Origin of the sequence: Mesorhizobium sp. B4-1-3, from assembly GCF_006439355.1 — a bacterium.
In the GTDB taxonomy this organism is placed as follows: Bacteria; Pseudomonadota; Alphaproteobacteria; order Rhizobiales; family Rhizobiaceae; genus Mesorhizobium.
Map to the genome: position 1 here is coordinate 69,748 of NZ_VFTG01000004.1, position 22,558 is coordinate 92,305.

General features: G+C 63.3%; 29 protein-coding genes and 1 pseudogene. 20 read left to right on the plus strand and 10 right to left on the minus strand.

Annotated elements, in window-relative coordinates:
* Positions 1 to 64 precede the first annotated feature (64 nt).
* The 3 genes and pseudogenes from FJW06_RS07135 to plsY all read left to right on the plus strand — a co-directional run bounded on the left by FJW06_RS07135 (position 65) and on the right by plsY (position 1,874).
* Positions 65 to 676 (plus strand): TetR/AcrR family transcriptional regulator, encoded by a 612-nt coding sequence (locus FJW06_RS07135; protein ID WP_140750055.1) that lies wholly within the window; start codon positions 65 to 67, stop codon positions 674 to 676.
* Positions 677 to 748: 72 nt separating this feature from the next.
* Positions 749 to 1,150 carry a rhodanese-like domain-containing protein gene (locus FJW06_RS07140; RefSeq protein WP_040994826.1) on the plus strand — a complete coding sequence of 134 codons (402 nt, stop codon included), beginning with the start codon at positions 749 to 751 and terminating at the stop codon, positions 1,148 to 1,150.
* Between the two features lie 33 nt (positions 1,151 to 1,183).
* Positions 1,184 to 1,874 (plus strand): annotated as a pseudogene (gene plsY, locus FJW06_RS07145) (glycerol-3-phosphate 1-O-acyltransferase PlsY).
* Positions 1,875 to 1,989: 115 nt separating this feature from the next.
* Here the strand turns inward: plsY and FJW06_RS07150 are convergent.
* Positions 1,990 to 2,880 carry an alpha/beta hydrolase gene (locus FJW06_RS07150; RefSeq protein ID WP_140750059.1) on the minus strand — a complete coding sequence of 297 codons (891 nt, stop codon included), beginning with the start codon at positions 2,878 to 2,880 and terminating at the stop codon, positions 1,990 to 1,992.
* A gap of 47 nt (positions 2,881 to 2,927) precedes the next feature.
* Here FJW06_RS07150 and FJW06_RS07155 point away from each other — a divergent pair, with 47 nt between their 5' ends.
* Positions 2,928 to 3,380, plus strand: a complete 453-nt coding sequence (locus FJW06_RS07155; protein ID WP_140750061.1) for a MarR family transcriptional regulator — start codon at positions 2,928 to 2,930, stop codon at positions 3,378 to 3,380.
* Between the two features lie 168 nt (positions 3,381 to 3,548).
* Here FJW06_RS07155 and FJW06_RS07160 read toward each other — a convergent pair whose 3' ends face one another.
* Both FJW06_RS07160 and FJW06_RS07165 read right to left on the minus strand, forming a co-directional pair.
* Positions 3,549 to 4,160 carry a pyridoxamine 5'-phosphate oxidase family protein gene (locus FJW06_RS07160; RefSeq protein WP_140750063.1) on the minus strand — a complete coding sequence of 204 codons (612 nt, stop codon included), beginning with the start codon at positions 4,158 to 4,160 and terminating at the stop codon, positions 3,549 to 3,551.
* A gap of 194 nt (positions 4,161 to 4,354) precedes the next feature.
* Positions 4,355 to 4,708 (minus strand): DUF971 domain-containing protein, encoded by a 354-nt coding sequence (locus FJW06_RS07165; protein WP_140750065.1) that lies wholly within the window; start codon positions 4,706 to 4,708, stop codon positions 4,355 to 4,357.
* A 303-nt stretch (positions 4,709 to 5,011) separates the two neighbouring features.
* Between FJW06_RS07165 and moaA the strand changes: the two genes are divergently transcribed.
* The 13 genes from moaA (at position 5,012) to FJW06_RS07230 (ending at position 14,613) form a co-directional block, all read left to right on the plus strand.
* The gene (gene moaA / locus FJW06_RS07170) at positions 5,012 to 6,007 is read left to right on the plus strand and encodes a GTP 3',8-cyclase MoaA (RefSeq protein WP_140750067.1); all 996 of its coding nucleotides are present in this window, start codon (positions 5,012 to 5,014) and stop codon (positions 6,005 to 6,007) included.
* Positions 6,008 to 6,060: 53 nt separating this feature from the next.
* Positions 6,061 to 6,555 carry a hypothetical protein gene (locus FJW06_RS07175; RefSeq protein ID WP_140750069.1) on the plus strand — a complete coding sequence of 165 codons (495 nt, stop codon included), beginning with the start codon at positions 6,061 to 6,063 and terminating at the stop codon, positions 6,553 to 6,555.
* An 87-nt stretch (positions 6,556 to 6,642) separates the two neighbouring features.
* Positions 6,643 to 6,999: a hypothetical protein gene (locus FJW06_RS07180; protein WP_140750071.1), complete on the plus strand. Its 357-nt coding sequence runs from the start codon at positions 6,643 to 6,645 to the stop codon at positions 6,997 to 6,999.
* Positions 7,000 to 7,122: 123 nt separating this feature from the next.
* Positions 7,123 to 8,043, plus strand: a complete 921-nt coding sequence (locus FJW06_RS07185; protein WP_140750073.1) for a DMT family transporter — start codon at positions 7,123 to 7,125, stop codon at positions 8,041 to 8,043.
* Positions 8,044 to 8,047: 4 nt separating this feature from the next.
* Positions 8,048 to 8,680, plus strand: a complete 633-nt coding sequence (gene mobA, locus FJW06_RS07190; protein WP_140750075.1) for a molybdenum cofactor guanylyltransferase MobA — start codon at positions 8,048 to 8,050, stop codon at positions 8,678 to 8,680.
* On the plus strand, positions 8,677 to 9,192 hold the full coding sequence (gene mobB, locus FJW06_RS07195; RefSeq protein ID WP_140750077.1) for a molybdopterin-guanine dinucleotide biosynthesis protein B: 516 nt from the start codon (positions 8,677 to 8,679) through the stop codon (positions 9,190 to 9,192). Before mobA ends, mobB begins: the two co-directional genes overlap by 4 nt.
* A gap of 151 nt (positions 9,193 to 9,343) precedes the next feature.
* On the plus strand, positions 9,344 to 10,129 hold the full coding sequence (locus FJW06_RS07200; protein WP_140750079.1) for an ABC transporter substrate-binding protein: 786 nt from the start codon (positions 9,344 to 9,346) through the stop codon (positions 10,127 to 10,129).
* Between the two features lie 77 nt (positions 10,130 to 10,206).
* Positions 10,207 to 10,923, plus strand: coding sequence for an ABC transporter permease (locus tag FJW06_RS07205; protein ID WP_140750081.1), 717 nt, complete (start codon positions 10,207 to 10,209; stop codon positions 10,921 to 10,923).
* Positions 10,920 to 11,744, plus strand: coding sequence for an ABC transporter permease (locus FJW06_RS07210; protein ID WP_140750083.1), 825 nt, complete (start codon positions 10,920 to 10,922; stop codon positions 11,742 to 11,744). The genes FJW06_RS07205 and FJW06_RS07210 overlap by 4 nt, the downstream gene beginning before the upstream one ends.
* 113 nt (positions 11,745 to 11,857) lie before the next feature.
* Positions 11,858 to 12,727 carry an NAD(P)-dependent oxidoreductase gene (locus FJW06_RS07215; RefSeq protein WP_140750085.1) on the plus strand — a complete coding sequence of 290 codons (870 nt, stop codon included), beginning with the start codon at positions 11,858 to 11,860 and terminating at the stop codon, positions 12,725 to 12,727.
* Positions 12,728 to 12,733: 6 nt separating this feature from the next.
* Positions 12,734 to 13,438, plus strand: coding sequence for a DNA alkylation repair protein (locus FJW06_RS07220; RefSeq protein ID WP_140750087.1), 705 nt, complete (start codon positions 12,734 to 12,736; stop codon positions 13,436 to 13,438).
* Positions 13,398 to 13,976 carry a GNAT family N-acetyltransferase gene (locus FJW06_RS07225; RefSeq protein WP_140750089.1) on the plus strand — a complete coding sequence of 193 codons (579 nt, stop codon included), beginning with the start codon at positions 13,398 to 13,400 and terminating at the stop codon, positions 13,974 to 13,976. The genes FJW06_RS07220 and FJW06_RS07225 overlap by 41 nt, the downstream gene beginning before the upstream one ends.
* Positions 13,977 to 14,040: 64 nt before the next feature.
* Positions 14,041 to 14,613, plus strand: a complete 573-nt coding sequence (locus tag FJW06_RS07230; protein WP_140750091.1) for a DUF3299 domain-containing protein — start codon at positions 14,041 to 14,043, stop codon at positions 14,611 to 14,613.
* Positions 14,614 to 14,634: 21 nt separating this feature from the next.
* Here FJW06_RS07230 and FJW06_RS07235 read toward each other — a convergent pair whose 3' ends face one another.
* The 4 genes from FJW06_RS07235 to FJW06_RS07250 form a co-directional block, all read right to left on the minus strand.
* Positions 14,635 to 15,126 carry an Lrp/AsnC family transcriptional regulator gene (locus FJW06_RS07235; protein ID WP_006205209.1) on the minus strand — a complete coding sequence of 164 codons (492 nt, stop codon included), beginning with the start codon at positions 15,124 to 15,126 and terminating at the stop codon, positions 14,635 to 14,637.
* A gap of 107 nt (positions 15,127 to 15,233) precedes the next feature.
* Complete coding sequence (locus FJW06_RS07240; RefSeq protein WP_140750093.1) at positions 15,234 to 15,851, minus strand: uracil-DNA glycosylase family protein; 618 nt, start codon at positions 15,849 to 15,851, stop codon at positions 15,234 to 15,236.
* A gap of 28 nt (positions 15,852 to 15,879) precedes the next feature.
* On the minus strand, positions 15,880 to 16,491 hold the full coding sequence (locus FJW06_RS07245) for a glutathione S-transferase (protein ID WP_140750095.1): 612 nt from the start codon (positions 16,489 to 16,491) through the stop codon (positions 15,880 to 15,882).
* A gap of 47 nt (positions 16,492 to 16,538) precedes the next feature.
* On the minus strand, positions 16,539 to 17,162 hold the full coding sequence (locus FJW06_RS07250) for a thermonuclease family protein (protein WP_140750097.1): 624 nt from the start codon (positions 17,160 to 17,162) through the stop codon (positions 16,539 to 16,541).
* 76 nt (positions 17,163 to 17,238) lie between these two features.
* Here FJW06_RS07250 and FJW06_RS07255 point away from each other — a divergent pair, with 76 nt between their 5' ends.
* Positions 17,239 to 18,765, plus strand: a complete 1,527-nt coding sequence (locus tag FJW06_RS07255) for a HAMP domain-containing sensor histidine kinase (protein WP_140750099.1) — start codon at positions 17,239 to 17,241, stop codon at positions 18,763 to 18,765.
* 16 nt (positions 18,766 to 18,781) lie between these two features.
* Here FJW06_RS07255 and FJW06_RS07260 read toward each other — a convergent pair whose 3' ends face one another.
* On the minus strand, positions 18,782 to 19,777 hold the full coding sequence (locus FJW06_RS07260) for a nicotinate-nucleotide--dimethylbenzimidazole phosphoribosyltransferase (RefSeq protein ID WP_140750101.1): 996 nt from the start codon (positions 19,775 to 19,777) through the stop codon (positions 18,782 to 18,784).
* A 165-nt stretch (positions 19,778 to 19,942) separates the two neighbouring features.
* Between FJW06_RS07260 and FJW06_RS07265 the strand changes: the two genes are divergently transcribed.
* Positions 19,943 to 20,173 carry a DUF1289 domain-containing protein gene (locus FJW06_RS07265; protein WP_140750103.1) on the plus strand — a complete coding sequence of 77 codons (231 nt, stop codon included), beginning with the start codon at positions 19,943 to 19,945 and terminating at the stop codon, positions 20,171 to 20,173.
* Between the two features lie 10 nt (positions 20,174 to 20,183).
* Positions 20,184 to 20,888, plus strand: a complete 705-nt coding sequence (locus tag FJW06_RS07270; protein ID WP_140750105.1) for a TIGR02281 family clan AA aspartic protease — start codon at positions 20,184 to 20,186, stop codon at positions 20,886 to 20,888.
* A 7-nt stretch (positions 20,889 to 20,895) separates the two neighbouring features.
* Here FJW06_RS07270 and dusA read toward each other — a convergent pair whose 3' ends face one another.
* Together dusA and FJW06_RS07280 are read right to left on the minus strand one after the other, a co-directional pair.
* Positions 20,896 to 21,903, minus strand: a complete 1,008-nt coding sequence (gene dusA, locus FJW06_RS07275) for a tRNA dihydrouridine(20/20a) synthase DusA (protein WP_140750107.1) — start codon at positions 21,901 to 21,903, stop codon at positions 20,896 to 20,898.
* Positions 21,904 to 22,104: 201 nt separating this feature from the next.
* Positions 22,105 to 22,407, minus strand: a complete 303-nt coding sequence (locus FJW06_RS07280; RefSeq protein ID WP_040987705.1) for a DUF982 domain-containing protein — start codon at positions 22,405 to 22,407, stop codon at positions 22,105 to 22,107.
* Between the last annotated feature and the right edge of the window lie 151 nt (positions 22,408 to 22,558).

Sequence of the window (22,558 nt, forward strand, 5' to 3'; positions counted from 1 at the left end):
AGCTTGCCAGGTGCCGTCAAGTAAATTATGTATCGATCAACACAGAATCGAACGGAAGGGCACCATGCCGGAAAGGGGCCGCCCGCGCAGCTTTGATCGAGCCGCCGCCTTGCGCCGGGCGATGGAGGTTTTCTGGGCCAAGGGCTATGAGGGCGCATCGCTCAGCGATCTGACCGCGGCCATGGGCATCAATTCGCCCAGCCTCTACGCCGCCTTCGGCAGCAAGGAAGCGCTCTTCCTCGAGGCGACCGACCTCTACACGCGCAGCGAAGGCACCGACATCTGGTCGACGCTGAAAGAAGCCCCGACCGCGCGGCTCGCGATCGAGGGTTTTTTGACTGAGACCGCGCGGGCCTATTCACGGGCCGACCGGCCGCAGGGTTGCCTTATCGCGCTCGGAGCCTTGCACCAGGATTCCACGCAAGGGCTGATCTGCCAGGATTTGCGCCGCCGCCGCGCCGAAAATCAGACGGCGCTTCAAGCGCGTCTGGACCGGGCCGTGGCGGAAGGCGAGCTGCCTGCCGATTTCGATTGCCGGGCCGCGGCCACCTTCTTCGCCACCGTACAGCATGGCATGTCGATCCAGGCGCGCGACGGCGCAACCCATGCCGCCCTCATGGCGACCGTTGCCGGCGCCATGGCGGCATGGCGGACGATGGCCGGGGCCAACACCTGACCCCGTGACAAACGCCAGGCTTTGTGATCGAAATTTCGGCGGCCGCAGCAAACGTGGCCGGGAGGATTTGCCGTGAAGAAAGGGTATCGCCAGCTTCTCGACGAGGCGAATGCCGAGATCGAGGTCGTGTCGCCGGAGGAGGCAGCGGGGCTGCTGGAGGATGACGAGACGATCTTCGTCGATCTGCGCGACCCGCGCGAGGTCGAGCGCGACGGGAAGATCCCGGGCGCCAAGCATGTGACGCGCGGCATGCTGGAATTCTGGATCGATCCCGAAAGCCCCTACCACAAGCCGTTCTTCGCAAGCGGCAAGACCTTCGTCTTCTTCTGCGCCGGCGGCTGGCGCTCGGCTTTAGCCACCAAGACGGCGCAGGACATGGGCCTGACGCCGGTCAAGCACATCCTCGGCGGCTACACCGCCTGGAAGGCGGCCGGCCTGCCGGTAGAGCCGGGGCAGAAAAAGAAGGCGGACTGATCACAGTCCTTCGCAACACCTGGGACCGACCCGATGGTTTTCTGGATAGCGAGCGCGGTTGGATCGGTGGTCGCCTCTCCTCGGTTCGACGCCTTCCGGCTATCTGGCCGGCAGACTGCTCAAGGGCATCGACATCCGCGAGCACGGCTCCAAGTCGACCGGCGCGACCAATGTGCTCAGAACCCTGGGAAAATGGCCCGCGTTGGCGGTGCTGCTGGTCAATATATTGAAAAAATTGAAAGGCGTAGCGGCGATCGTCTTTGTTCGCTGGTTCTACCCCTGGTGCTTCACGATATCGTCCGCGCCGCCGCCGACGGCACTTGAACCGCAAATCTGGGTGTCTTGGGCCGTATGCCTGGCCGGACTTGCCGTACTGCTCGGGCATGGCCGGTCGGTCTGGTTGAATTTCACGGACGGAAAATCCGCGGCGGCAGGATTGGGCGTGCTGCTGGCAATGTCGTGGCCCGCGGGATTGGGTGCCGTGACGGCATTTGCCGTCACGCTGGCTCTTTTCCGGGTCGTTTCCCTCAGCTCGATGCTGGCGGCGCTGACGGCGGTCGCCCTTGTCTGCGGCTTGGAGCAACCGTTGCCCTATCGCTTGCTGGTGATCGCAGGCAGCCTCTACGTGATCCTGCGCCATCTCGCCAACATCCAGCGGCTGCTGGCCGGAACCGAGCCCCGCCTAGGTCATAGAAGCCCGGGACAGGGCGCGGCACGTCCCTAGAGCATGATCCCGAAAAGTGGGAACCGGCTTTCGAGAAAGATCATGCTCCAACAAAGAGTAAGATCGTGAGGGCGATTCAACGAAACGCCATCACGATCTAGTGCAAGGTCGCTTCCTACTGCCCGGTCACAAAGCCCACCGCGCGTGCAACGACATCTTTGTCGGCGAGGATTCGCCGATGGCCAAGCCCGTCGGCCCAGTGCAGATGGACATGTTTACCGGCACCCGCGTAACGCTTCGCATGGTCGGCATGGACCTCACGATCGTCCGGCGCGTGGATGATCAGCGTCGGCACGGATGCAGCGGCCAGTTGGCGGTCGCCAGTGAACTCGCTGAGCGGCCGCCCGGAAAGACGTTTCACCCTGTCCGCCATGGCGACGCGGGAGCGCGGCCCGACATTCATAATGTCGCTGAAATCGTCGAAGATCGCAGGCAGCGAGCTCGGCGCGGCAATCAGCACGAGCTTCTGCGCCTTGAGCGGCGGCATGCCTTTGACAGATGCCGCCACGGCATTGGCGGCAATCGCGCCGCCGAAGGAGTGACCGACGACGGCGGCAAAGGGACCAAACCATTCGCCCGCGACCCGCGCCGCGTCCACGGCATTCACCATGTTGAGATGACGGCCGAGCGAATGGCCATGCCCGGGCAAATCGAGCGAGACGACCTTGTAGCCGGCGCCGCGAAACCCTTCGATCAGGGCGCGCATGTATTCGGTGCGCGAGCGCCAGCCATGGATGACGAGCACGGTGCCGCGCGACTCTCTGCCCGGCTCCGCGCGGAATTCGTGCACGGCGACGCAGTCGGTCCTGGTCTTCAGCCGGTGATGGCGCGCTTCGGCCATGAAGGCTGAAGCGCGGTCGACAGCCCGGCGCTCGCCGTCGCTCAAGGCCTTGACGCTGGGTGTCCGGCAAAACAATTCGAACGCGGCGCGGCCGCTGAGACGCGGCGCAACATGCTCGCCCGCGCCGAAAACGCCCCGGATGACCTTCATTCCAAATGATGCCATATTGGCAGTTCATCCATTAGTTCAAGCATGAACATAATAGTTCAAACATGAACATTAAGCAAGAGCTGCCCTGGGACAATCCTCGCTTTCGCAACTGGGTTGCGGTGGCGCGCGCCTGCCACGTGCTGGAGCGCACGCTTGCCGTGAAGCTCGCCCCGTTCGACCTCAAGCCCGCGCAGCTCGACGTGCTGATGAACCTCTACCGGCACCCCGGCATGTCGCAGCACGACCTTGCCCGAAAACTCCTGGTCGGGCGCTCCAACGTCACCATGCTGTTGCCGCAGCTCGAGACGCGCGGACTGGTGCGGCGCGAGGGCGACGAGAAGGACAAGCGGGTGCTGCGGCTGAACCTCACTGAGGCGGGCGAGGCCCTGCTGATGAAGGCGCTGAAGGTTCACATGGCACTGATCGAGAAGGCGATGAGCCAGTCGACGCCGGAACAGTGCGACATGATCGGCGAACAGATGCGCAAGATCGCCGACGTGCTGAAGGAAGCCTGAGCGTAGGTTTGCCAAGACTTGGCTCAGGTGCGCTGAGATTTCGGTCAGGCCGAGTCGAAAATGGTGGGCTCCGAGAACCGGAGCGGAGCGTACTCAAGGTACGTGAGCACCGGAAGCGCAGGAACCCGCCATTTGCAGGCCGGCCTCACCGAACTATCGGCGCACCTGTCACCACATCGTCTTCTTTGCTCTTTCCGGCCATTCCTGGTCGTACTTCTGGCCGTCGATGTTCTTGCGGCTGGTGACCTCGAGGATCTGGCCGGGCGTCGGCAGCGACTTCAGGTCGACATGCCTGGCCGGGTTCCAGAGGTCCGAGCGCACGATGGCGCGGGCGCACTGGAAGTAGACCGTGTCGACATCGACGACGGTGACCGAGCGGGCCGGCTTGCCGTCGACCATGAAGGACGCGCAAAGTCCGACATCGGTCGTGATATGAGCACGGCCGTTGACGCGCAGCGTGGTGCCCGAGCCCGGCACCAGGAAGAGCAGCCCGACGCGCGGATCTCGAATGATGTTCTTCAGCGAATCGGCGCGGTTGTTGCCGCGCCTGTCCGGCATCATCAGCGTCTTGTCGTCGACGATGCGCACGAAGCCGGCAAGATCGCCGCGCGGCGAGCAGTCGAGCCCCTCGGGTCCGCTGGTCGCCAGCGCCACGAAGGGCGAGGCCTCGATGAAGGCGGCATATTCGAGAATCACATGGTCGAGTTCCTTGACGACCGAAGCCTCGCCCGGCAGCCCGTAAAGCGCCTCGAGCTGTTCGATGGATGTGATGCGCGACATCTTCTTCGCCTCCTGACCTTTTGCCGGCGCTACCCCATGTCCATGACGCCTTGACGACAGTCGGCTGCCGATATCGGGCTGCCAGGCGCCGGGCTAGTTCGTTTCACCGTTTCACGGAAACGTTGAAACGCCCTATCTCTTTGTTTTTACGCAATTCCGGGCGGAAAACCGATCACACTTTTCCTGGAATTGCTCTAACGGTCCCGGCTCAGCCCCTTCTCTGCCAACTCGGCAAGATAGGCGTTCCAACGCTCGTCCTTTTCGTGGCCGAGCGTATGCAGATAGTTCCAGGTGAAGATGCCGGTGTCGTGGAAATCGTCGAAGGTGATGCGCACCGCATAATTGCCGACCGGCTCGATCTTGAGGATCGCGACATTGCGTTTGCCGGGGACCGTCACCCGCTGCTCCGGCGAATGGCCCTGCACTTCCGCCGACGGCGAAACCACGCGCAGGAACTCCGCCGGCAATTCGAAGGAATGATGGCCGGGAAAGGTCACGGTCAAGAGCTTGCGGTCCTTCGAGACCCTGAGTTCTTTTGGCGCGGTCATGACTGGTCCTGTCTAGAGACGGATGATTTCAGGTCGAATCGACCTGAAATCTGAATCCGTCTCTAAGTCAAAGAGATAGAGCATGATGTCGTCCGAAAAACCGCTTCACACTTTTCGGCATCATGCTCTGGTTGCACCCTCCCCTACGCCGCTTCGCGCGATCCGGAAAGCCACTTGAGGCCGGCCGACACGCGATGTCGGTCGGGGAATGTTACCAAAGATCAAGACCTTTTATCTTGAATGCGTCGCCGGATCGTATCACATAGCCGTATATAACGACGCCGCTCAGGCCACGGGAAACGCTTGCACATGATCGATCCCTTCGGTCGCACGATCAGCTATCTGCGCATATCGGTCACCGACCGCTGCGATTTTCGCTGCACCTATTGCATGGCCGAGGACATGACCTTCCTGCCGAAGAAGGATCTGCTGTCATTGGAAGAGCTTGACCGGCTCTGCACCGTTTTCATTGAGAAGGGCGTGAAGAAGCTGCGGCTGACCGGCGGGGAGCCGCTGGTGCGCAAGAACATCATGCATTTGGTGCGTCAGCTTTCGCGGCATCTGGACAGCGGCGCGCTTGACGAATTGACGCTGACCACCAACGGCTCGCAGCTTTCGCGCTTTGCCGCCGAACTCGCCGATTGCGGCGTCAAGCGCATCAACGTCTCGCTCGACACGCTGGATGCCGAAAAATTCCACCAGATCACGCGCTGGGGCAATCTCGGCAAGGTCATGGAAGGCATCGACGCCGCGCAGAAGGCAGGGCTGAAGATCAAGCTCAATGCGGTCGCGCTGCGCGACTTCAACGACGCCGAAATCCCCGGGCTTATGCGCTGGGCGCATGGGCGCGGCATGGACCTCACCCTCATCGAGACCATGCCGATGGGCGAGATTGAGGCCGACCGCACCGACCAGTATCTGCCGCTGTCCCTGCTGCGCGCCCAGCTGGAGCGCCAGTTCACGCTGCGCGATATTCCATACAAGACCGGCGGCCCTGCCCGCTATGTCCAGGTCGCCGAGACCGGCGGCCGGCTCGGCTTCATCACGCCGATGACGCATAATTTCTGCGAAAGCTGCAACCGCGTGCGGCTGACCTGCACGGGCACGCTCTATATGTGCCTCGGCCAGGAGGACGCCGCCGATCTGAGGGCGCCGCTGCGCGCCTCCGAGGGTAACGAGCTGCTCGAAGCGGCCATTGACGAGGCCATCGGCCGCAAGCCCAAGGGCCATGATTTCATCATCGACCGCCGCACCAGCCGTCCTTCGGTATCGCGGCATATGAGCGTCACCGGCGGCTGATTTTTTCTGCGATTTGGTGCAGGATCGCCTTTGGTCATCGACCAGGGGGCATCATGCAGCATCTTCGTCGCATCGGCTTGTTTTCCGCGTTTCTGTTCTTGACGGCAACGACGCCGGCCAAGCCGTTCGCCTATGTCAACGCGCGCTTCGGCACCGTGTGCACGTTCCCGGAGCAGATTTTCAGCAAGCGCATGCCTGAGCCGGAAAACGGCGACGGCCTGGAATGGCAAAGCGCCGACGGCGCCAGCGTGACCTGCTACGGCGGCTACAATGCACAGGGCGACACACCCAAGAGCCTCGTCGAGAACGAAAAAGCCAGCCCGGAGCCAGGTGAAAAAGTCACCTACGGCAAGACCGGCAAGAACTGGGCGGTTCTGTCGGGTACGAAGGATGATAAGATCTTCTATCGGCGGTCCGTGTTCGGCAAGGGGGACGTCATCCATACCGTCTTCATCGAGTATCCTGCAGCGCTCAAGGCGAAATACGACCCGCTGGTCGGCGCCATCGCCGCGAGCCTGCACGAGGTGTCCGGGCCACACTCGAAATAAACCATCTACACGGCCTTCCGGCCGATTTACCGCCGGCCTTTTCGGGCCTAGCCTTGGAGCGCGATTTCGCTCTAGGGGGGGGTGCACATGCGCACATTCATGCTTTCACTTGCAATGCTTGGGATTGCCTCCATGCCGGCCGCGGCTCAGTCGATCGGCGGCACCTACACGGTCGCCGGCACCAATTTCGACGGCTCGAAATATGGCGGCGAGGCAACGATCGCGCTGACCAGCGACACGACCTGTACGATCCACTGGGAAACCGGCGGCTCGACCTCGGACGGCATCTGCATGCGTAACGACAATGCGTTTTCCGCCGGCTACGCGATGGGCAAGGAAGTCGGTCTCGTCGTCTACAAGATCGAGAAGGACGGCTCCCTGCATGGGCTATGGACCATCGCAGGCCAGAACGGCAACGGCACCGAAGTGCTGACGCCGAAGTAAGTCTTCGGGATTTCGGCAAATCGATCTCACGGGCCGCGCAGAAATTCGTGGCCCATTCCTTTTGGCGTTGCTGTTTCCGCCGACCTGCTACAGGTTCGATCCAAATAGGATCCGGAAACGCCTTTGCCCCTCTCGCCCAATCTGCGCGGCGCGCTGTTCATGATCGTGGCCATGGTCGGCTTCACCTTGAACGACGCGATCACCAAATTCTCTTCCGAATCGATGAACATGGCGCAGGTCATGCTGGTGCGCGGCGCCTTTGCGACCGTCTTCGTCGTTCTGCTCGCCTGGCGGCGTGGCGCGCTTGCCAATCCGGCCGCGATGCTGCAGCCGATGGTGGCCATGCGTATCGCCGGCGAGGCAGGCGCCACCGTGTCGTTCCTGATCGCGCTTGCGCATCTGCCGATCGGCAATGTCTCCGCCGTCATGCAGGCGCTGCCGCTGGCGGTGACCATGGGCGCGGCCCTGGTGTTCGGCGAAGGCGTCAGCTGGCGGCGCTGGACCGCGATTGCCGCCGGCTTCGTCGGCGTGCTGATCATCGTGCGGCCGGGGTTCGAAGGGTTTAGCGTCTATTCGCTGGTGGCACTGGCCAGCGTTGCCTGCTGCGCGGTGCGCGACCTCTCCACCAAGCGCATCCCGCAATCGATCCCGACGCTTCTGGTGTCGACGGCGACCGCCCTTGCCATGACGGCGCTGGGCGCGCTGCTCTTGTCGCCAATGGGCGGCTGGACGCCGATGAGTGGCCGGGCGACCGCGCTTCTGGCGCTCGCGGCGGTGCTGGTGCTCATCGGCTATCAGTTCATCATCATGGCGATGCGCTCGGGCGACATCTCCTTCATCGCGCCTTTCCGCTACACCGCCCTGCTCTGGTCTATCCTGCTCGGCCTCGTCATTTTCGGCGACGTCCCCGATCTGCCCATGATCGCCGGCGCCGCCATCATCATCGGCTCGGGCATCTATGCGCTCTACCGCGAGCGCGTCGTCGGCAGTCGGCAACCTGCTGCCGAAAGCGCTGGACCCGCCATGGCGCCGGACGCCATATAGGCCGATGGACCAAGACGTTGCGGGGATCATTCTGGCGGGAGGCCAGGCGCGCCGGATGAGCGGCGGCGACAAGCCGCTGCTTCCGTTAGGCAAAACCAGGCTGATCGATCATGTCGCGGCGCGCTTGAAACCGCAGGTCGCGATCCTGGGGCTCAACGCGAACGGCGACCCGGCGCGATTTGCCGGCATGGGCCTGCCGGTGATCGAAGACACGGTGCCGGGCCATGCCGGACCGCTGGCAGGCATCCTCGCCGGCCTCGAATGGGCGGCAAAGCAAACAGGCTGTCTTTGGCTGATGAGCGCCGCCGGCGACACGCCGTTCTTCCCCGACGACCTCGTCGAGCGCCTCGCAGCCGCAACCCGCGACCGGCCCGGCGCGATCGCCATCGCGAGCTCGGACGGCAGATGGCATCCGACCTTCGCGCTCTGGCCGCTTGGCCTGCGCGACGCCTTGCGTCGTTTCCTGGTCGACGAGGCCAACCGGCAGGTTTCGGCCTTCATGGAACGCCAGGGCCACGTCGAGGTCGAGTTCCCCATGATCGCGGCCGGCAGCCAGAAGATCGACCCGTTCTTCAACGTCAACACACCGGACGACCTTGCAGCGGCGGAGCGTCTGTTGCAAATCCTCAGGCCATGAGACGCGTATTCGGCATCACCGGCTGGAAGAACTCCGGCAAGACGACCCTGACGGAAAAGCTCGTCACCGAGCTGGTGGCGCGCGGCTGGACGGTTTCGACCGTGAAGCACGCCCACCATGACTTCGACATCGACAAGCCGGGCGCCGACAGCTTCCGCCATCGGCAGGCGGGCGCCACCGAGGTTGCCATCGTTTCCGGCCGGCGCTGGGCGCTGATGCACGAGTTGCGGAGCGAGGACGAACCGACGCTGGATGACATCCTGGCGCGGCTGTCGCCCTCGGACATCGTGCTGGTCGAGGGCTACAAGCGCGAAGCGCACAAGAAGATCGAGGCAAGGCGGCTCGGAGCCAGGGACCGGACGCCGCTTTCGGCCAACGACCCCAACATCGTCGCGGTCGCCGCTGACTTTACAGTCGAAGGCGAAGACCTGCCGGTTTTCGATCTCGACGATACCAAATCGATAGCCGACTTTGTCGAGCGCAGCACAGGTCTCGTTGTCCAAACCAAGTAACGCAGCGGCACATCCTGATCTTCGTTTGCCGTTGATTTGGAGTTGCTTTTTTCTTGGAAAGAGTGGGAGTATCCGCCTCAGCGGGCGGTAAAGAAGCTCCGCCCACAAGAGCCGCACGGGACAGCGGCCATGACAATATGAGAGGATTATCATGCGTATTGCACTGCGTATCGCGCTTGCCGCTTCGGCCGCGCTGCTGACACTTGGCGTCGCCCAGGCTCAGGAAAAGACCCTGAGGATCGGCACCGAAGGCGCGTACCCGCCCTTCAACAACCTTACCTCGGACGGCCAGCTGGTCGGCTTCGACATCGATATCGCCAAGGCTCTCTGCGACGAGATGAAGGTGAAGTGCACCTTCGTCGCGCAGGATTGGGATGGCATTATCCCGGCGCTCCAGGCCGGCAAGTTCGACGCCATCGTCGCTTCGATGTCGATCACGCCAGAGCGCCAGGAAAAGGTCGACTTCACGCACAAATACTACAACACCCCTTCGGCCATCGCCGTACCGAAGGATTCGCCGCTCAAGGGCGTGACCAAGGCAGACCTCGCCGGCAAGACCATCGGCGTCGCCACCACGACCACCCACTACAATTATGCTTCGAAGACCTACACGGACAGCACCATCAAGGGCTATCCGAGCAGCCCCGAGGAGCAGGCCGACCTCGCCAATGGCCGTCTCGACGCCATCGAGGACGACATCGTCGTGCTGCAGCAGTGGCTGGATTCGCCGGACGGCGCCTGCTGCAAGATCCTCGGCCAGCCCTCGCCTCAGCCGGTCGAGATATTCGGACCGGGCGCCGGCATCGCCGTGCGCAAGGGCGAGACCGATCTGGTCAACAAGCTGAACGCCGCCATCGACGCCATTCGCAAGAACGGAAAGTACAAGGAAATCAACGACAAGTACTTCAAGTTCGACGTCTACGGCGCCGAATCCTGATAAGTTAGCCAGGGCGGTGAGGCACCCCTCGCCGCCCCTCTCTTCTCCCGGGATCGCCACGGAGACACGACCCGTCAATGCCGGCCCAAAGCATTTGGACACTTCTCAGCTGGGGACCGGACGGCTGGAGTGACGACATTGCGTCTGGCGTTCTGGTCACCATTGCATTGGCGCTCGCCACATTGCCGATCGGCCTGGTGATCGGCTTTTTCGTTGCCTTCGCCAAGCAGCATGAAGAGCCGTCGCTCAGGCTCGCCGGCAACATCTACACCACGGTCTTTCGCGGCCTGCCGGAACTGGTGACGCTGTTCCTGTTCTTCTTCGGCATGCCGCTTCTGTTGCAGTATGTGGTGCGGTTGTTCAATCCGAATGCCACCATCGACGTCAACAGCTTCGTCGCCGGCATGATCGTGCTGTCATTGATCTTCTCCTCCTACGCCAGCGAGGTCTTCCTCTCCGCGTTCCGCGCCATTCCGAAAGGCCAATATGAGGGAGGCTACGCCGTTGGCCTGTCGAAATGGCAGACGATGCGGCTGGTGATCCTGCCGCAGCTGATACGCATCGCTTTTCCGGGTCTCGAGAATTGCTGGCTGAGCCTGCTCAAGGACACCTCGCTGGTCTCGGTGGTCAATCTTGCTGAAACCTTGCGCCAGTCCAGTGTCGCGGCGCGCGTCACCAGGCATTCCTTCCTGTTCTACAGCGTCGCGGCGCTGATCTTCCTGGCATTGGCCGTCCTGTCGTCGATCGCCACGAGCTACATCCTGCGCTATCTCGGGCGGTGGGAAGCGCGATGAGCGTCAGCCAGGCGGTCGCCATCGACAAGCCGCCGCCGCAAGCGCGCGGCTGGCCGCGAGCCCGCATCCTCGGCTACGCGCTGGTCGGCATCTGGATTCTGTTCGGCGCCGGCATCGTGGCCTACCTGGTCTATGCCTGGAATCCCGAGTTCTTCGCCAGATACGCGCCGGCCTATCTTCAAGGCTTGGGAACCACCCTGTCGCTGGTGGCGATTTCCATGGTCCTCGGCGCCATCCTGTCGCTTCCGGTCGCCTATGGCCGCATGTCGAAAAGCCCGATCCTGTCCGGGCTTGCCTATTGCTACGTCTATTTCTTCCGCGGCACGCCGCTGCTCGTGCAGACCTACCTGGTCTATTACGGCATCGGCTCGTTCCGGCCTGAGCTTGAGACGGTCGGGTTGTGGTGGTTCTTCCGCGAAGCCTTCTACTGCGGCGTCTTTGCCTTTTCGCTCAACACCGCCGCCTACCAGGCGGAAATCCTGCGCGGCGCCATCGAAAGCGTGCCGCGCGGCCAATGGGAAGGTGCCGCCTCGCTCGGCCTGCACAAATTGCAGACGTTGCGCAAGGTGGTGCTGCCGCAGGCGATCATCGTCGCGCTCAGGCCCTACGGCAACGAGCTCATCCTGATGATCAAGGCCTCGGCGATCGTCGCCATCATCACCGTCTATGATCTGATGGGCAACGCCAAGCTCGCCTACGCGAAGTCCTTCGACATCCAGGCCTATATCTGGGTGGCGATCGTCTATCTGGTGATGGTCGAGATCCTGCGCCACGGGGTCGAATGGATCGAGCGCCGCATCACCATCCACCTGCATCGCTAGATCAAGCCGTTCAGGCCTGCACCAGCCGATGCGGCGCTGCGTGCCTTGACGAATTTTTCGCATGGCCTAGACCTTCCGCCACTGGAAACCGTGTTTTGTTGGAAGGCAGGTCTATGGCATCGGTTGCATTTCTCGGTCTTGGCGTCATGGGCTACCCGATGGCCGGGCACCTCAGGAACAAGGGCGGCCATGACGTGACCGTTTATAACCGCACCAAGGCAAAGGCCGAGCAGTGGGTGACCCAGCATGGCGGCAAACTGGCGCTGACGCCGGCAGAGGCTGCCGAGGGCAAGGATTTCGTCTTCTCCTGCGTCGGCAATGACGATGATCTGCGTTCGGTGACCACCGGCCCGAGCGGCGCCTTCGCGGCGATGAAGAACGGTTCCGTCTTCATCGACAACACCACCGCCTCGGCCGAGGTCGCGCGTGAGCTGGACGAAGCCGCGCGCAAAGCGGGCTTCTCCTTCCTCGACGCGCCGGTGTCCGGCGGCCAGGCCGGCGCCGAGAACGGCGTTCTGACCGTCATGGTCGGCGGTGATGAGGCCGCTTTCGACGAGGCGAGGCCCGTCATCGACGCTTACGCCCGCATGGTCGGGCTGATGGGGCCGGCCGGCGCCGGCCAACTCACAAAGATGATCAACCAGATCTGCATCGCAGGCCTCGTCCAAGGTTTGGCCGAAGGCATTCATTTCGGCAAGAAGGCAGGCCTCGACATCGAAAAGGTGGTCGAGGTGATCTCCAAGGGGGCGGCCGGCTCCTGGCAGATGGAGAACCGCCACAAGACCATGAATGCCGGCAAGTATGATTTCGGCTTCGCTGTGGACTGGATGCGCAAGGATCTCGGAATCTGCCTGGCGGAGGCCAACCGCAACGGCGCCAAGCTGCCGGTGACGGCGCTTGTCGACCAGTTCTACAAGGACGTGCAGGATATGGGCGGCAAGCGCTGGGACACCTCGTCGCTGCTGGCGCGACTGGAAAAATAGGCGACGATGCCTCTGCCCGATCCAAGCTGGAGCGCCGACGACATCATTGCGCATTTGCGCGCGGTCGGCACCGACGAGAACCGGGCGGGCATGGCGCGCTTCGGCATCAATACGGCAAGCGCGCTCGGCGTCGGCAATTCGCAATTGCGGCCGCTGGCGCGAAAACTCAAGAAGAACCATGAGCGATCGCTTCTGCTGTGGAACAGCGGTGTCCGCGAAGCCCGGCTGATAGCGGCCTTCACCGGCGAGTCTAAGAAGGTCGATATCGATCAATGCCGGCGCTGGGCCGCGGATTTCGACAGCTGGGAGATCGTCGACACCGTAGCGGACCTGTTCGCTGAGACGCCATTCTGGCGTGAATTGATAGACGAGTTCGCCGAAGACGACCGCGAATTCGTTCGGCGCACCGCCTTTGCCATGCTGGCCTGGAGCGCGGTGCATCTCAAGAAAGAGCCGGACGCGACCTTCCTTGCTTATCTGCCGCTGATCGCGAAACACGCCGGCGATCCGCGCAATTTCGTCCGCAAGGCGGTCAACTGGGCGCTGCGGCAGATCGGCAAGCGCTCGATGAGCCTGCACGCACCTGCCCTTGCGCTGGCGGAAAAACTGGCGGCATCCTCGGACAAGGCGGCGCGCTGGATCGGCAAGGATGCGGTGAAGGAACTGACGAATGCCAAACAGCTCGCAAGGCTCGCAGCCGCAAAAATTTGACCTTTCCGGCGTCCGCTTTGTCGAGGTGACGCAAGAAACGCGCGGTCGTTTCGAAACGCTGTTCGAGCAGCCCGGCGCGCCGAAATATTGCTGGTGCATGGCCTGGCGCCATTCCAGCCGCGAGCACATCGAAAACGACGAGAAGAAGCGCATGATGATGGCGCGCATCGATGATGGTACTCCCGTGGGCATCGTCGCCGAGTTGGAGGGCAAGCCCATCGGCTGGTGCTCGGTTGCGCCGCGCGAGACCTACCGGAAACTGTCAAGGCAGCAGGACGATAGCGAGACCGGCATATGGTCGATCGTCTGCTTCTATGTGCCGAGGGCTTTGCGCGGCGGCGGGCTGGCCTCCGCCCTGCTCGATGCCGCGGTCGACCATGCCTTCGGCAAAGGCGCGCGTGCCGTCGAAGCCTATCCCGTCGACGAGGCGGCACCCAGCTATCGCTTCATGGGCTTTCGCGGCATGTTCGCCGCGCGGGGCTTCCATGAGATCGGAACCGCCGGCACGCGCCGGCATGTGATGCGGCTCAGCCGTTGAACCCGGACCGGTCAGGACGCTTTTACTCGATTCCGGAAATCGGCTGGCGGAGGATGGAGGGATCATGAACAAGCGGTTCAAATCATGCGCGACGCTGGCCTCCATGCTGCTGTTCGCAGCCACCGGAGCCGATGCCGCGGCCAATGTCGCGCATATCTTCTGGAAAGATCTGCGCCCTGCGACGCAAGCGATTGCCGAGGACGCGAACCTGCCGATGATCGCGGCAAAACTGCCCGACCACGGCGAGACCTTGTCGCTCGATCTGCAGGACAAGATGATACAACTAGCCGGCTATGCATTGCCGGTCGACCGCGAGGGTGACCTCGTCTACCAATTCCTGCTGGTGCCGTGGACCGGCGCCTGCAGCCACATGCCGACGCCGCCGCCCAACCAGATCGTGCTGGTGACGCCAGCGCATCCCTACAAGATGAAAGAGGCCTATGAACCGGTCGCCGTCACCGGCGTGCTGCGGCCCGGCATGGAGAAAAGCCAGCTCTTCATCCTCGACGGCGTGTCGATCGTCCAGTCCGGCTACACGGTGCGAAAGGCCGAGGTGGCGAGCGTCGACAGCGTGCCGGACACGGTCACTCTGCCGGTCAACTCGCCGTGGAATTTCCTAAACAAAAAGAAGAATTAAGGCCGATCGGCGCAACCAGCGTCACGCCGCGTTCGCGCCCGATTCCTTGTCCAGAACCATGTAATCGAGCGGAATTTCCGTCGTGTACTTGATCTGCTCCATGGCGAAGGACGACGAGACGTCACGGATCTCGATCTTGGCGATCAGCCGCTTGTAGAAGGCATCGTAAGCGGCGATGTCGGGCACCACCACGCGCAGCAGGTAATCGACGTCGCCGCTCATGCGGTAGAATTCGACTACTTCCGGGAATTCCTGGATGACCTCGGAGAAGCGCCGCAGCCATTCATGGCTGTGCGAATTGGTGCGGATCGACACGAAGACGGTGACGCGCACATTGACCTTCTCGTGGTCGAGGATGGCGACGCGCCGCTTGATGACGCCCTCTTCCTCGAGCTTCTGGATGCGCCGCCAGCACGGCGTGGTCGACAGGCCGACTTTCTTGGCGACATCGGCGACCGCGAGCGTCGCGTCCTCCTGCAGGAGGCGGAGAATTTTTCTGTCGAGGCGATCCATGGGAAGCTCCAGGGGAATAGTTTCCCCATAATCCCCTTTATCGGCCCCATTAACAAGAAAGAAATTCTGCCAAAGGCCCAAAAAGCGAGTGATATCTTGCAGGATACCTAATCAATGCGATAGCGGATTTCCGATCTCAGGAAGGGCAGCAAATCCATTTCAAACCAGGGATTCTTCTTCAGCCAGCCGGTGTTTCGCCATGACGGATGTGGTAGCGGCAGCACTTTCGGCATGGACGGTCCATCCCATATGGCGCGCCAGTTCCTGACCGTCTCGGTCAGCGACGGCAGCCGTGTCGTGCCCATATGCCATGCCTGCGCATAACCGCCGATTGTGAGCACCAGATCGATCTGAGGCATCAGCGCCATCAGCTGCGAGCGCCAGGCCGGCGCGCATTCGCGGCGCGGCGGCAGGTCGCCACCCTTGGCATCCTGGCCGGGAAAGCAAAAGCCCATCGGCACGATGGCGAATTTTTCGGTGTCGTAGAATTCCAGCGAGGTGACGCCGAGCCAGTTTCTCAGCCGGTCTCCCGAAGCGTCGGTGAACGGCATGCCCGACAGATGCACCTTGGTGCCTGGCGCCTGGCCGGCAAGCAGGATCCGCGCCGTCGAGGACGGCTGCAGCACCGGCCGCGGCTCATGCGGCAAAGGCCGACCGCGGGGCTCATCGATGCAGATATGGCAGGCCCGCACCCTTTCGGTAAGGCGCTCCAGCGCTTGTCTCATATCGGGCGGATTATCCAATTTCCGTCGCTCAGGCCGTCGCGCTCGGCCGGCTTGTCAGCGCCGCGTACCAGCGCAGCACGTTCGCGCATTCCTCCGGCACCTTGATGCGGGCCGGCTTCATGAAATCGATGGCGATCATGCCGGTGATGTCGGCGACCGAATAGGCATCGCCGGCGGCGAATTCGCGCTCCGCCAGTTCGCGGTCGAGGAGATGCAGGAAGTCGATCGCCTTCGGCTTGTTGGCCTCTCCCCATTCCGGAATTTGCGGCACTTCCCATTCCTTCATCGCCGGATGGATGTGCCGGAACGCGGCGGCGACGCTGGCCATCAGGTTCAGTTCCATGCGCCTTTGCCACATCTCGACCTTTGCCTTGCCGAGCGCGCCCGTGCCGAACAACGCCGGCTCGGGATGCAACTCCTCGAAATAGCGGCAGATGGCGATCGATTCGGTGATGATGGTGCCGTCGTCGAGCTCGAGCACCGGCAGGCGGCGCAGCGGATTGCGCTGCGCCACCTCTGCGCCGCGATGTTCCAGCGCGCCCATGTCGACGGGCACCAGCGGCACCGTCAGTCCCTTCTCGGCAAGGAAGACACGCACGCGCCGCGGATTGGGCGCGCGGCCACCGTCGAACAGCTTCATTCCATCCTCCAGCTTCTCCACCGGATCATAGGGCGCGGGTCCACCCATCACCAGAAGCGAACAAATTCGCGCAACGCATCGCCGAACGACGCCAGCGTGCCGTGCCTTCTCTCGACCGGCGCGTCATGATGGCTGTCGCGCCATTGCCGCGGCTCCTCGAAAGTGCCTGCCCAGATGCCGACCTTGGCCGCTCTCGCCACTGTTTCCTCGGTTTCGAAGTCGCCGAAGGCAACCGCCCATCCGGCCTGCACCTGGGCCCGGTTTAGGTCGGTGTCGCCCGCCTTGCAATCGCTGAGCAGCCGGCCGTAGCGGTCGCGCTGCCAGCCGCTGCAGGAAACCGGCCTGCCGGCGATCAGCCGCACCAGCGACTGCCGCGCCAGCTTGCCGCAGGGATAGTCGGCGCCACCCTTCTGGCAGGTTTGCTGGTATTCCGGAGCGTCGATGCCGCGCATGCGGATGCGTTCGCTCCCGAGTGTGATCGAATCGCCGTCATTGACGATTGCCGTGCCTTGCTCGTTGCGTGTCTCGAAGCGATCGAGCCGCGCCGCCACCAAGATGAGCAATCCCAGCAAAAGGAAGGCAAGCCCATAGTCCAGCAGCGTGCGCCAGAGGCTGCGCGGCGGGCTCGCCGCATAGCGTCGGCGCGGTCCTCGCACCCCGAAACGGCTCATATGGCAAACAGTCTCTTAATCATTCGAACGTAGCTTAACGAACTGACAGTCGCTGCGCGCAGAAATTGAAGTCTGTATGCCTTTGCAACGCTCGAACACAGCGGATAAATTTATTGTGGACCGCCGTAAACCGCACCGCAACAGCGATGTGGCGCGCGCGGTGCGCAAGACGCGCGACCGCCTTTCGCAGCAGGCGGGCAGTCTCGACTTCGACCGTGAACTGCTGAAGCTGCATGCCCGCACCATGGTGGTCAGCGCGGTCGCTATCCCCCTGCTGGTGCTTGCGGTAGCGGCCATCGGCCGGCTGGCAGGCCTGGACAGCCAGATCACCATCTGGGCCTTGGCGACGCTGCTTTGCTACACGATCGTCGCCTTCATGGCGCGTCGCGTGGAGCGGACCGAGGCGGCCGAGCTCGACCCAGCGCAGACGCGCCGCGACTTCCTGATCGGCCATTTCCTATGCGGCCTTGGCTGGGCCTGGTTCGCCTGGATCGGTTGCAACACATGCCAGATCGACCAGTTCCATGTGGCCAAGGCCATGGTGATCCTGGTCGCCATGGCGATGACGGCGGTCTTAGCCTCCTCGCTTGGCGGCGCCCTGTTCGCGACCTTCGCCATTCCCGTTGCCGTTTATGTCTACACCATCATGCGTCTGTGGACGCCGATCGAAGCCACGATGGCGGCATTGCTCATCGCAGCACTTCCCTTCTTCGGTTACGTCGCACGCCACCTCAACCAGGCGTCGTTGATGGTGCTGTCCTTCCGCTCGGAGAAGGACGCGCTGATTGCCGAAGTGGAGACGGCAAAATCGATGTCGGACGAGGCAAGGCGGCGTGCCGAGGACGCCAACCTGGCGAAATCGCGTTTTCTCGCCTCCATGAGCCACGAGCTCAGGACGCCGCTAAACGCCATCCTTGGCTTCTCCGAAGTGATGGCCAATGAAGTGCTGGGTCCGATGAACAATCCGACCTATCGCGACTATGCCCATGACGTGCATGAGTCCGGCCAGCACCTGCTCGACCTGATCAACGAGATCCTCGACCTGTCGCGCATCGAGGCCGGCCGCTACCAGCTCAACGAGGAGCCGGTGGTGCTGGTGACCATCGTCGAGGACTGCTGCCACATGATGGAGCTGCGCGCCCGCAACAAGGACATCCGCATCATCCAGGAATTCGAGGAGACCTTGCCGCGCCTCTTCGCCGACGAGCGCGCCGTCCGGCAGATCACGCTCAACCTTCTGTCCAATTCGATCAAGTTCACCCCGTCCGGCGGCGAAGTGCGCGTGCGTGTCGGCTGGACCGCCGGCGGCGGCCAGTACATTTCGATCAAGGACAACGGCCCGGGCATACCGGACGAGGAAATCCCGGTGGTGCTTTCCGCTTTCGGCCAGGGCTCGATCGCCATCAAGAGCGCCGAACAGGGAACCGGCCTCGGCCTGCCGATCGTGCAGGGGCTGCTTGCCATGCATGGCGGCACATTCGAGCTTCATTCCAAGCTGCGCGAGGGCACCGAGGCGATCGCCATCTTTCCGCTGAGCCGGGTGATGGAGGAACTGCCGGCCCTACCGACCAAGGCTGTCGCGGCAACGCGCGGACGCCGCTAAAGCGCTCTTGGAGCCTTTAACGGCGGACGGCCGCCGCCATGCCCGAACTCGTCAACGCCGCGGCCTTGACGATACCGGCGGCGAGAGCCGCGCCTACGCCTTCGCCATGGCTGATGCCGAAATCGAGCAGCGGCCGCAGTCCGAGCCTCTCGGCCGCCTTGCCGTGGCCAGCCTCCGGCGACAGGTTGGCAAGCAGGCAATGATCGAGCGAGACTGGATTGGCCGCATGCAAAACCGCGGCCGCCGCGGTCGCCACGAACCCGTCGAGCAGGACGGGGATCTTTTCCATGCGCGCCGCCAGAATGGCGCCGCAGATCGCCGCGAATTCGCGTCCGCCGACCCTGCGCAGAGCCTCGAGCGGATCGCTGAGGCCGGAACCATGAAACGCCAGCGCCCGATCGACAACCTCGGCTTTTCGCGCCATCGTCGCCGCATCGGCGCCGGACCCCGGCCCAACCCAATCCGTCCCCTTGCCGCCGAACAGCGCGGCGCAAAGGGCAGCCGCAATGGTCGAATTGCCGACGCCGAGATCGCCAAGGCACAGAAGATCGGCGCCGCCCGCGACTGCCTCCATGCCGAAGGCCATGGTGGCGGCGCAGCCGCGCTCATCGAGCGCATCCTCCTCGGTGATGTCGCCCGTGGGGATATCCAAGGCCAGATCGAAGACTTTCAGGCCGAGATCGTTGGCGATGCAGACCTGGTTGATCGCGGCCCCGCCGGCGGCGCAGAGCTCGACTTCATCGGCGGTCGCGGCAACACGCCGCGGCGAAATGCCATGGCTGACGGCACCGTGATTGCCGGCGAAGATCGCCATCAGCGGCCGATTGATCGCCGGCGGTGCGCGCCCGCTCCAGGTGGCAATCCAGGCCGCGATGTCCTCGATTCGTCCCAGCGATCCTTTCGGCTTGTCCGCCTTGGCGAACAGTGCCCGGACGCGGCCGCCCGCCGCGTCATCGGCCGGCGGCAGGGCCGCCAGGAGGCTTCGGAAATCGTCGAAAGGCTGAGCAGGCATTTATGTCGGTCGCGGTTCGTTGCGAAAATCGCAAGCGGCATAGCCGCCTTCTCCCGCCGGCACAACCGCCTGACGATGCCGCGAACGCGGTGCCTTGCGGCGCAATAAGGAGGGCTTGCATTGCTCGGGCGGTTGCACCATGTGGGATGAAGCCAAGAGAACAGCATGACCGCCATCGAATCCCCCTGCATCCTGGTCTGTTCGATCGATATGAAAACCGGCTTCTGTTTCGGTTGCGGCCGCACGCGTGACGAAATTTCCAGCTGGCTCACGATGACCCCCGAAACGCGCCGGGCGGTAATGGCCGAACTGCCGGCACGGCTCGAAACGGTCGAGCGACGGCCGCGCCGCGAGACCCGGCGTGCCCGCATGGCGCGCGAGCGCGGCCTTTTGTGAGAAGAAACCGATGAACCGCCTGTTCTGGATCGTCATGGCGGCGATCGGCGTCGGGCTCGTGCTGCTCATGCTCAACAATTCGGCCGGCCACACTTTCGGCATGAACAACAATGACTTCGGCCGACTGATCTGGGTCGGCGTGCTGGTGATGGTGATCGGCGCGAGCCTGCTCCGCTCGGGCCGGCCGCTGGGCGACATGGCACGCAATATCGGCGTCTGGGCCGCGCTGATCCTCGTGCTGATCGCCGGTTATCAATATCGCTACGAGCTGCAGGACGTCGCGAGCCGCGTGACGGCCGGCTTCGTGCCCGGCAGTCCGCTGGCGCTCGGCATGGAGAACGGCCGTCCCACCGTCACGCTCGACAAGGCCGACAACGGCCATTTCGAGGCCCGCATCCTGGTCAACGGCACGCCGGTGCGGGCCGTGGTCGACACCGGCGCGACCAGTACGGTGCTGACGTCGGAAGATGCCCAGGCCGCGGGCTTCAACCCTGCGGCGCTCAGCTACAGCATCGACGTCTCCACCGCCAACGGCATGGCGCGGGCGGCGACGGTCAGGACCGACGAGGTGGCGATCGGCGGTATCGTGCGCAAGGATATGTCGGTGATGGTCGCCGCGCCCGGCATGCTGGACCAGAGCCTGCTCGGCATGAACTTCATCGGCTCGTTGTCGGGTTTCGACGTGCGCGGCGACCGCATGATCCTGCGGGACTGATTAAAGATCAGGCTGCCTCGGCTTCCGCGGCCGTGAAATCAATCGCCGCGAATGCGGTCTTCAGCACCTCCGGGCCGGCACCGGGTTTGTTCGCGTCGGTGGAAAGAATCTGTCGGAAACGTCGCGCACCGGGCAAGCCGTGGAACAGCCCGACCATATGGCGGGTGATGTGGCCGAGCCGCCCACCCCGCTCGATGTGGCGCGCGGCATAGCCGGCCATGGCGTCGATCAGCGCCGGATAGTCGAAGCCGGCAGCCGCCTCGCCGTAGAAAGCAGCATCGACGCCGATGAGGATGCCCGGCATATGATAGGAGGCGCGGCCGAGCATCGCGCCGTCGACGTGGGAAAGATGCGTCGACGCCTCGCCAAGCGATTGAATACCGCCGTTGATGCCGATGAATTCGTCCGGCTTTCTGGCCTTCAACCGGTAGACCCGCGGATAGTCGAGTGGCGGGATGTCGCGGTTCTCCTTGGGGCTCAACCCCTCCAGCCAGGCCTTGCGGGCATGCACCCAGAGCGCTTCGGCGCCGGCGGCTAGCACGCCGTCGGCGAGGGCGTCGAGCGCGGGCTCCGGGTCCTGATCGTCGACGCCGATGCGGCATTTGACCGTGACCGGGATTTTCACCGAAGCCTTCATCGCCGCGACGCATTCGGCGACCAGTGCGGGCGTCTTCATCAGGCAGGCGCCGAACGTCCCCGACTGGACTCGGTCTGACGGGCAGCCGACATTGAGGTTGATCTCGTCATAGCCGAAGGCTTCGCCGATCCGAGCGGCTTCGGCGAGCTTTGCCGGATCCGATCCGCCGAGTTGCAGCGCGACGGGATGTTCTACAGCGTCGAAACCGAGCAGTCGCTCGCGCGCGCCTTGGATGACCGCGTCCGCCACCACCATTTCGGTGTAAAGCAGCGCGCGGCGCGTCAACTGGCGGTGGAAGAACCGGCAATGCCTGTCCGTCCAATCCATCATCGGGGCCACGGCGAGCCGGACCTTTTTGTAATCGCTGCTCTTGTCCATCACGTCCGGCGAATTTCAGAGCCTCGATGAAAGAGACACCGCGCACACATAAGCGATTTCGCGACGATTTCCTACCGCGAGCCTGGGGAGCACAACGCGGAAGAGACGCACCAACGCGGCCTTGCTGGGCCGAGCAGTTGAACAAACAGCCGCCACGCCAGTCAGGCGCAGCGTTCCCAATTTACGAATAGCGGCTCGCGCCTAACGCCTCAAGGCGTAGACATTATCCATCGGCGCGCCGCCCAACGGCAGCGCCATATCGTCGTCGAGGAGCCGGGTGATGCGGGCAAAGCCGACAAAGGCTTTCCGCGCTTCCTCGGCCGACATCTTGCCCGACATAGCCGCCGCGCAGCAATTCAGCGCGCATTGGTAAACCGGGCCGCGTCGTCCCGTGGGCCACTTCCGCAGGAACACCATCGCCTCGGAGACGCTATCGACTTCCTCCACAGGGTATCCCTGCCCACGCGCAATTCGCACTGGGGTAAAGAAATGCAAGCGATCCATGATTATCCTCCCGGTCGGCCGCAGAGCGGTCGAACCCCACTAAACGCACGTCTCGCTGATCGGTTCCAAACAAATTTGATTGCCGATGGAAAAAATCTGCAACCATCAGGTCGCGCCCGGCATGCGGGAAAGATCTGGCGACTCGGGCTGG